The organism is Gilliamella sp. Choc5-1 (assembly GCF_001690595.1).
Taxonomy (GTDB): Bacteria; Pseudomonadota; Gammaproteobacteria; order Enterobacterales; family Orbaceae; genus Gilliamella; species Gilliamella apicola_M.
On the sequence record NZ_LZHH01000062.1, the window covers coordinates 1 to 9,760 of the forward strand.

General features: G+C 38.9%; 7 protein-coding genes and 2 pseudogenes. 8 read left to right on the forward strand and 1 reads right to left on the reverse strand.

Annotation, left to right across the window (positions count from 1 at the left end; all coding sequences use genetic code 11):
- Positions 1–299: 299 nt before the first annotated feature.
- From A9G35_RS05940 to A9G35_RS05975, 8 genes and pseudogenes are all read left to right on the forward strand, one after another.
- Positions 300–1,088: a DUF4123 domain-containing protein gene (locus A9G35_RS05940; protein WP_081300129.1), complete on the forward strand. Its 789-nt coding sequence runs from the start codon at positions 300–302 to the stop codon at positions 1,086–1,088.
- A gap of 8 nt (positions 1,089–1,096) precedes the next feature.
- Positions 1,097–6,097, forward strand: coding sequence for an RHS repeat-associated core domain-containing protein (locus A9G35_RS05945; protein ID WP_065636077.1), 5,001 nt, complete (start codon positions 1,097–1,099; stop codon positions 6,095–6,097).
- A gap of 2 nt (positions 6,098–6,099) precedes the next feature.
- Complete coding sequence (locus A9G35_RS05950; RefSeq protein WP_065636078.1) at positions 6,100–6,870, forward strand: hypothetical protein; 771 nt, start codon at positions 6,100–6,102, stop codon at positions 6,868–6,870.
- Between the two features lie 439 nt (positions 6,871–7,309).
- Positions 7,310–7,807 (forward strand): annotated as a pseudogene (locus A9G35_RS13170) (RHS repeat-associated core domain-containing protein); the annotation flags it as partial.
- 17 nt (positions 7,808–7,824) lie between these two features.
- A complete protein-coding gene (locus A9G35_RS05960) occupies positions 7,825–8,226 on the forward strand; it encodes a hypothetical protein (RefSeq protein ID WP_065636080.1) in 402 nt (133 codons plus the stop codon).
- Positions 8,227–8,397: 171 nt separating this feature from the next.
- Positions 8,398–8,610: a hypothetical protein gene (locus A9G35_RS14115; RefSeq protein WP_442903174.1), complete on the forward strand. Its 213-nt coding sequence runs from the start codon at positions 8,398–8,400 to the stop codon at positions 8,608–8,610.
- Positions 8,594–9,130, forward strand: a pseudogene (locus tag A9G35_RS13680) (restriction endonuclease fold toxin); the annotation flags it as partial. The gene A9G35_RS14115 and the pseudogene A9G35_RS13680, both read left to right, overlap by 17 nt.
- A gap of 9 nt (positions 9,131–9,139) precedes the next feature.
- Entirely contained in the window at positions 9,140–9,475 is a 336-nt protein-coding gene (locus A9G35_RS05975) for an Imm7 family immunity protein (RefSeq protein WP_065636083.1), read from the forward strand.
- Here A9G35_RS05975 and A9G35_RS05980 read toward each other — a convergent pair.
- Positions 9,452–9,760 (reverse strand): integrase core domain-containing protein (locus A9G35_RS05980; RefSeq protein WP_141673794.1); only part of this gene is annotated, 309 nt, incomplete at its 5' end. The two genes, A9G35_RS05975 and A9G35_RS05980, sit on opposite strands and share 24 nt — an antisense overlap.

Below are 9,760 nucleotides of genomic sequence, written 5' to 3' on the forward strand. Positions count from 1 at the left end.
AAAGATAAATATTAAAATTATTTATAATTTAGTTAGTTAAGCAATAAACTAATAAATTATATCAATAATACCGATGTTAAATAAACGAAATAATTTATACAACAATAAGTGCTAAAAAAAGATTATTGAAATAATATCGTTCAAAAATATTGTTTCAATAACAAAAATAACGTATTTTAAATAAGAAAATGCATTTATTTTCGATTTCTTAACGGCTCTATGGTGGGGATGTTGTTGGTGATATTGATAAATCATAATGTTAATTATTATTTTGTTTTATTTCATGGAGTAAGCATATTATGTTAGATATGCCACTAGCTAACTGGCGCACCATTACCGCCACCTCGTCTATGCCTTTATATGCGGTGCTTTCTAACGTCAGTGATGCGCAAGCCGTTAAAAACTACTATATTACCGATGGCTCGCAAACGCCTTATGGCCTTTATACTGGCACCCCTTACGAGCACTGGTTTTCAGTAATGCCTATGCTAGTTAGGCTTGATGAGCACAGCCCTTTTTTAGATTGGGTAAACAACACCGAGTATAAGGACTGGGGCTGGTTAGCACGCTCTCATTTACCCTTTGAAGACATCTGCGCGCATTTACGCAGCTTAACCCAAGCCATAATGCCCGATGGCGAAACAGTCTTTTTTCGCTACTGGGATGGCGAATACCTATCAATTATGCTTGATCACTTTGCCGATAGCTGGCAAGACGTGCTCCCTGCCTTTGCCTTTTACTGGATTAATCACCAATCGCACGTGGTGCATGTGCCGTTTGAACAAGCTGTACAGACATCGCCTTGGTGGCAAGTGCCACAGCCACTCATTGACACTATAGTACAAACTACACTGACACCTTTAATCAGTAATATGTTGTTATGGTTAAAAGAAAATAATTTACCCCTGTATGACGCCTTTCCAGAGGCATTAATCAAACAAAAGATTATGCATTTAGCCACCAAGTACAAATCAAAAACAGCAGACAAGCAAATGACACAGCAATTAGTTTTAGCGTTACAACAAGAGTTGCAATTAGCAACCAACCCATTTGAAGTGTTTGATGCTGATTTTTTTAGTAATAAATAAGGAATGTTATGGGATACATTGAATCAATAGAGCAAGATTTAGATTTATTTAAACGAAAAGCGCTACTTACCGAAGAGTACAAAAAAGCACTTGAAGACTGGCGCGTTCGTGCATTTAATAAGTCGTCTGATTTTGTTGGTGGTCCTACCTTTGAAATGGACCGGGTGCTATCTATTAATAATAACGATAAAACCGTCAACTATGAACAAAAAACTATCGAAACGGCCACAATAACCTGCCCACTAAATAGACAAATAGAAATTGTACTTAAGCACGAATCCATACTTAATTTACCCATTCCCGATGTTTTAATTAAATTATTTGAATATCACTCATGGGGAAGAAATAAAAATGTCAGTAGCAAAAAGACTGATGCTGAAGGACGAGCGATATTTACTGATTTAACATTAAATGAATCCTATTTTGCCGAAGCAATCGATAACAACTTAGTTGAGAACAACAAAAAGTTATTCCAAGCTTATGATGAACTAATGTTAGAGATGTACACCCATTTAAATGCATCTTGGGAAAAATATAAACCCGAATGGGAAAAAGGTATTGATGTTGTTGAACTGATAAAAAAATTCATTAAAGGTTTATTTGATGGCTTTATTAGTGTCTGGGATGACATTAAACTGGCTTATAACGTCATTACCGACCCAATAAAATACGGAAAAATGATTTATGATGGAGCAGCAAAATTATACGATATTATCGGCGACATACCTAAAATTGATATTAAAGCATCGCTTGAGCAAGGTAAAGATTTTGCGCTACATTTAGCGGCATTTTTTAGTGATGAGAGTGCGATTTACTTAATTGCTAACGCCGTATTATTAAATATCAAGATGTATCCATGGGGTAATATCTTACCTGAACTGGTTTCGCTTGGTGGAAACATATTGGGAGATATCCTTCGCGGCCTAATATTTGGCTCTCTGCTCTCATTAATTACTGGTCCTGTTGGCATAGCTTATATGGCTTATCGCTTAGCCTCGGTTGCGAAAAAAGCATCTGGATTAGTAAAAAAAATCTGGGAAGTTTTAAAAAATATTTTGAATTCGCTCTCTAATCTAGTCAAAAATTTTTTCGAGCGAGTGGCTAAATCAGTGCACGAAATGAAAAACTCTTTAATGACAAAAATGAATAAAGAGAACAGGCTAGCAGCAGAGCAAAAAACACATCTAGAACTTGAACACAGAAGAGAAACCTCATCAGGAAGCACCCATAACGACACCTCTTCGCAATCGACCCAAAAATGCTCAACAACTGGTTGCCCTATCTCCATGGTCACCGGTGAGGAACTATTATTACTTGATGATGCAACTTTATTAGGTGTTTATCCTTTCACGTTCCAACGACAATATCGCACCACCGCAGTCGAAGTGAGTTCGGTATTCGGTTATGGCTGGAGCCACTCATTACAACATCAATTTACTTTTAATGATAAAGACGAAACCATTAAATGGGTTGACCATCAAAATCTTATTATTACCTTACCCATGCCCGATAAAGCGATTTCCTTATCGGCTAATTTGATGGCAAAAACCGCAGTCTGGTTAGGCGAACAAGAGCGGGAATATCTATTTACCTCTGCTAGTTTAAACGGTTGGGTAATGCATGTTAAGCGTTTAGCGGATAATAGCGGTAAAATAACTGGCTTTTCTCAGAAAAAGCAACATCTCCATCTTCATTATGACGATAAAACTGGCCTACCAATAAGACTAGAAAACCCAGCTGGTGCAAGTCTACTGTTTGATTATATTACCACCGAGCAAGGTCACCGCTTAGCCGAAATCCGCTTAAAACGGCATATTACCCTAAAAGGTACAGCCCCAGAGCCGATTATCCGTTACACCTATGATGAACGCGGGCAACTGAGTGAAGCCATTAATCCCGCTAACGAAGCAGAGCGTTATGCGTATCGTGACGATTATGTCTTTAGCCAACGCTGTTTGGCCGGTGGGGCAGAATTTTATTGGCAATGGCAAGGTACAGGCAAAGCGGTGCGTGCACTGCGTCACTGGAGTAATATCCCTAATACAGAAATACGTTATGAATGGGATGATGCTACAGGTACGTCTACGGCGATTTATGCCGATGGCTCAAAAGAAATATGGGTGCATGATAAACAATCCGCCCGTCAGGTTAAGCACATTTCACCGAGCGGAGCAACGATTGAACGTCACTATGGCCAAGAAGGGGAACTGTTAGCCGAAATCGACCCACTGGGCAATACCACCGAATATGGTTATGACGGTGAGCTCAACTGCGTATCAGTCACCTATCCCGATGGCAGGCGTTTATGGCAACGCTTTAATCGTGGCTTATTAATGGAGCGCATTGAGTACAGTGCCGACGGCTTTGAAAAAAGTAAAGAGAAATGGGAATATGATATTGACGGGCAACTGCTGTGCTATATCAACCCTATGCAAGAAGAGCTGCACTATCAGTGGACAGAGGGAGGCGTATTAAGTGCCATCCGCTATGGCGATGAGACCTGCGAACGCTATACCATCAATGCATTGGGGCAACTGCTTGAATACCAAAGTCGTAGTGGTGAAATCACCTATTACCGTTACAATGCCATGGGTAAACTGGTGTTTGAAAGCACCAGCAATCCGCAACAATATGGACATGAAAAAGAGATTGACCAACTACCGGCGACTAGGTTGGTCTGGGATGATGCAGGACGGCTAGCTGCCGTACGCTGGCCAGATGGTAGCTCACGCAAATTTAGCTATAACCCATATGGTGGCATAACGAAAGAAGTTGACGAAAAGCAGCGTGAAACCCACTACGAATATCATGACAACACCATGCTGATTAAACGCATTCGCTATCCCGATAACAGCTATAGTGAATACTTATATAACAATGTGCATGGTGAAATTAGCGACATTATTAACGCCAATGGCGACCACTATCATATTGATTACACACCAAGTGGCAAAGTAAAAACAGAAAAACTATTTGATGGACGCTACATTGTTTGGGACTATGACGCTAATGACCAGATAATCAAACGAACAGAATACGGTGAGAGTCGGCGAGAAGAGACCGCTTTAATCACCACCTACGAGCGTGACCATTGCGGACGTGTAATAGCACGCCTATTGCCTGATGGTCAAAAGATAACCTACCGCTATGATGGATTTGGTCGACTCAATGAAGTGGATGATGGCAAATGGCCACTGGTATGGCAATACGACAAATGTGGACGCATCACGCAAGAGCACCAAGGCTTTAGTAGTCAATATTTTGATTATGACCAAGCGGGGCGCTTATTTAGAATGCGCATGCCTGATGGCAATATCTTAACCCACTATTACCGTGGTGATGAAGTGAGCCAAATCGACCTAAACGGTCAAACACTATCGACGCACCGCTGGCAAGAAGGCAATGAAATCGCACGCAGCATGGGGCGATTTGGTGAACTCAATTGCCATCAACAATTTGATAATCGTGGTCGATTGCTTAATCAAAAAGTCAAGGTCAAAGACAGCCTCAACAAACCGATTGAACGGCATTACCAATATAATATTGCTGGCGAACTCACCCAAATGAGCGACAACTACAAAGGGGTAAAAACCTTTACCCACGACTTAAAAAGCCGACTCAGTAGTGCCAGTCACCAACCCTATAGCCAAGGGCAGTTACCGGATGAGCTGAGCTACAAAGGCTATCATGAGCACTTTTATTTTGACGGGGCTGATAACTTACTGGGCAGTGAAATGCCACTTGATGAATTAAAACACGCATCACCTGCTTTAAAAGACAAAGGTACCCCAAAATCACCACAAACCCACAACAAACTCAAGGCTAACCGTCTGCTAATTCAAGGTGACCGACATTATCAGTACGACGAATACGGCAATGTGATTCGAGAATTACGCGGTAAACGGCAACATACCGAGCATCAATTTAAATGGGATGGTCAACATCGGCTTATTGAATTTAAAAAAATCCGCCACTACTGGGACGAATACGATAAAGACTTTCATCAAACCGTTGAAACGGTGCACTGTTATGAGTATGACGCCTTTGGTCGCCGAATCAGCAAAACTGATATGCAAACGGGCGATAAAACGCTATTCTTCTGGCTGGGCGATAAGCTCATTACCGAATGCCATGCAGATGATGCGGATTTTAGTGTAGAAGCTATCCGCAATGAACACACAAAAGCCCAAAATTACCGCTGCCTAAGCTACATCTACGAACCCAGCAGCACCGGCTTTAGACCAATGGCGCAGTTAGTGGGGCGAGGACGTGGTGGACAAATCTACTACTACCTCAACGACCAACTCGGCACCCCACAAGAGCTAATGACCGCAAATGGAGATATAGTTTGGAGTGGCGTTTACAAATCCTATGGCGAGCTTGCGATAGAATACCGCACCGTCCCACAAAACCTGCGCTTTCAAGGACAGTATTTTGACGAGGAGTCAGGACTACACTATAATCGCTACCGCTATTACGACCCGTACACCGCCCGCTACATCAGCCAAGACCCAATAGGACTGGCTGGTGGTGAAAACGCCTATAGCTACGTTCCTAACCCACTGGCTTGGATTGACCCGTTGGGGTTGGCAAAAATTTGTCCTGTCCGAGAAGTGAATAGAACAAAAATATATGGAACAGGACAAGTTGATGGAACACTGGGGCATGACCAGTTTTCAGAGGCTATTGCCAATAAACTGGCAATGTCTGGTCAGTTCACCGAAATATATTTAAATCGCTCTTATAACATGGCTTTAAAAACAAAAGCAAGTGCACGCAGACCTGATATTATGGCTATCGATAAAAATGGGAAAGTGCATGCGATAGAGATAGCCTCTAAATCTGATATGAAAAATTTTGATTATTTACTTACCCGAAATGAAGAGGCTATGAGGATATTAGGGATTTATAGAGAGGATGCTATTTCTTCATTTAAGCATCCATATAATGCGAGGGATATAAAACATCGGTTAGATTTATTAATTAAAGGTATAAAAGAGGGAAATTAGCTATGTACAGTGGCATTGTTTTATATAATACAGAAAATATTTCACAAAATATTGCGTTAGAGTTTGCTGAAACACTATTTTCGGCATTAAATACTCCTATTACAGAGGCTAGTTATGTTAAGCCGATAACTAAGAATGGCGATCGCGATTTTAAACTAGTTAATATATCCTTAAAGGGATTAAAACGTAAAATAAATCTACAGGAAATTATAACCTTTTATATATTGAATGTATTAGACGCAATATGTCGTCTTCAATTTAGTTATAAAACTGATAAATTTGGAGGCAAAAACAAAATTCACATTTTATATAATAATAAACTTGATCACGATGGTATTGTTTTGGAATTGATAAAAAACTTTGCTCGTCAAAACTATTTTGCTTATGGTATAAAATATTCAGGGTGTGATGATATAGCTAATGCAACTGAGTATGCAGGAGGATTCAACTTTGCCACAATATATCCTTACGAAAAATATCATTTTGACGAAAAAAAATTGGATGACAATAAGCGATTAAGAATGATTTATACCGCTAATATTATTAATTGCTATCATTTAGAGATTGGTGTAGATAATACCACGTTGAAAGATTGGATATTAAGTGATACAAGCCATGGTACACTTGAAGAATTAAGTGATAAATTGTGGTTATGGCAGGTTCCCGAGAATGAACTTGATAATATCAATTATTTTCTTGGACAATTGGGACTATTAATATCATGGAAATTACCAACGCCAGAGCCAGAAAAACCTAGACGCAGGTTACCTTAAAATAGAATAATTGGCGACTAATAAACAATCGTGCTTGTACCAAATCCTTGCTTTAAAACAGCGAGGACTTTCCTTTTTTATTTTGTTATTTTATCGCTCTTTAAAAAACAAATAAAATCAATATTTTTTGAATAATTGTTATAAAAAACACAATACCTTTTAGCATACCCAAAGGCTGTTTTTGCTACTTATTCCGCATTAAAAAAACGAAAACTCAGTCCAACTAAAAAACAATTTTATACTAAAACGCATAGTTACCTGAAAGTTTTTGACAGAAATTTTAAATCCTATGGTGACCTTGCGATAGAATACCGCACCGTCCCGCAAAACCTACGCTTTCAAGGGCAGTATTTTGACGAGGACAAATTTGTCTGGAACAAATTTGAACAATGCTTTAGCATTGGCCCTGAAAGGGTGAGTATCAGGATGATACGAATAATCAGGACTACACTATAATCGCTACCGCTATTACGACCCGTTCACCGCCCGCTACATCAGCCAAGACCCCATAGGACTTGCCGGCGGCGAAAACGCCTATAGCTACGTTCCTAACCCACTGGCTTGGATTGATCCGTTGGGATTATTTGGATGTCCTGTTAGCGTTAATAAAGCTATTCACGAGTTGAATAATGGCGCTGAAAAAGTTTTTGTTAAATCAAGGAGCGATGCTGAAGAATTATTTATGAAACGTTATTTAGGTGATGAATATTTAAATATGACTGGCGAAAGTGGGCCTTCTGCTAAAAATTTACTAAAGTTTTTAAAAAATACAGATGGAAAAACCAAATCAGGGACTTATCATTGGGATGATATTAAAGATATAAATGGTAGGGTTGCTGGGCATTCACCTTCAAATCCAGATGGAATTCTCCCCCATCTTCAAATACACGAAAAGAGTGGAAAAATTATACATATCTTTTTCCAATGGGATTCATAAATATAGGAGTACATATAATGCAAAAAGACAATCTCACCCATCTTTTAAAAGGATGTGTTTTAGTTAAGGAATTGATTTCAAATGATAAAAGATTCAGGACTTGGCTTGAGATTAGCTTGCAAATTCAGGTTGATCCTTCATTTACCCTTGTAAAGGGGAGATTAGTAATGGATTGGGATGAAAATTTTTTGCCTGAACATAAAAAAAAGATATGTGAAAAATCGGAAGCTAAATTTAAAGTTCGTCAGAATTCTTTTTTAATAGAAGATATTGAAAATGGATTTGATCCTAGCTACGAATGGGTTGGCGAATTTAAATATATCAATTCAATCGATGATTTATTTAGCTACTTAGCAAAAAATAATTTGAATTTGGATGATTTTGAGCTACCCACATGGGATAATGATTATCCATTGTAAAATGTATATTTATGTAACAAGCATAATAATATCAATTATTACGACTGCATCAGTTACATCTACGAACCAAGCAGCACCGGCTTTAGACCGATGGCGCAACTAGTGGGTCGAGGGCGAGGAGGGCAAATCTACTACTACCTCAACGACCAACTTGGCACCCCACAAGAGCTAATGACCGCAAATGGAGACATAGTTTGGAGTGGCGTTTACAAATCCTATGGCGAGCTTGCGATAGAATACCGCACCGTCCCGCAAAACCTGCGCTTTCAAGGACAGTATTTTGACGAGGACAAATTTGTCTGGAACAAATTTGAACAATGCTTTAGCATTGGCCCTGAAAGGGTGAGTATCAGGATGATACGAATAATCAGGGTTACACTATAATCGCTACCGCTATTACGACCCGTACACCGCCCGCTACATCAGCCAAGACCCCATAGGACTTGCCGGCGGCGAAAACGCCTATAGCTACGTTCCTAACCCACTGGCTTGGATTGACCCGTTGGGGTTGTCGGATGAGTGTCCGGGGACAGCTTCTAGAAAGGTATCTAATCAATATTCAGGTGATTTAGTTAAAGTAAACAAACCTGATGCAGCAGCTGATGCTCTTGCAGAAAGATTGGGAGGACAATCTAGAGTAAGATTTGCTAATGATATAAGAGAGTTTGATGCAATTAGTGACTCATATATTGCTCAAACTAAACCACCTCTACAACAGTTAAATAAGAGTGTTAGAAATCAAATGAAAGCAACATTTGAAGCGGCTAAGGAAACCAATCGTTCTGCGTATTATCACTTTGAGGGAGAACCTGCAAAGTCAGTAATAAATAAATTACATGAATATAGCAAACGTTACGGTGTAAAATTAGTTATAGATACTAAACCACTTAATCCAAAAAAGTAAGGTAATAAAATGATAGAATATTATGGATGGATATCATTAAGCAATTCTACATATGAAAGTGATGATTATGAAATGAAATTTATATTAGATAAACTTACAACTTTCATATCGAAACATAAACTAGATGATAGCTCAGGATTTATTAAAATACATATAGTTAATGTTTCTTACCAACTAATAGTTAGCGGAAATACTAACCATTATTCACAGGATATAGCTGATATATTTGAGTTATATAATTATGTGGCTCAAATTTCACAAGGATCTTATGGGTTACTGTATGTTAGAAATGATGAGTTAATTTGGAATGGCAACACATTTTCAAACAAAAAAATTAAGGGGTAAGTGTTTTTTAAATTCAACGGGAGGCAAGTAGCCTAACGAAGAATGTAATCGTTTATGATTATACCAATAAGCATAAGCCGAAAAAGCGCGTTGTAACTCAGCCGTTGAGTTGAAACGTTGGCCTTTTACAAATTCCGTTTTAATTGTTTTAAATGTCGCTTCCGCTACCGCATTGTCATATGGACACCCTTTCTTGCTTAATGAATGCGTGATATTAAATGTCTTAAAACAATCCGCTAATAACCGATTATCAAACTCTTTACCGCGGTCTGAATGAAATAAATC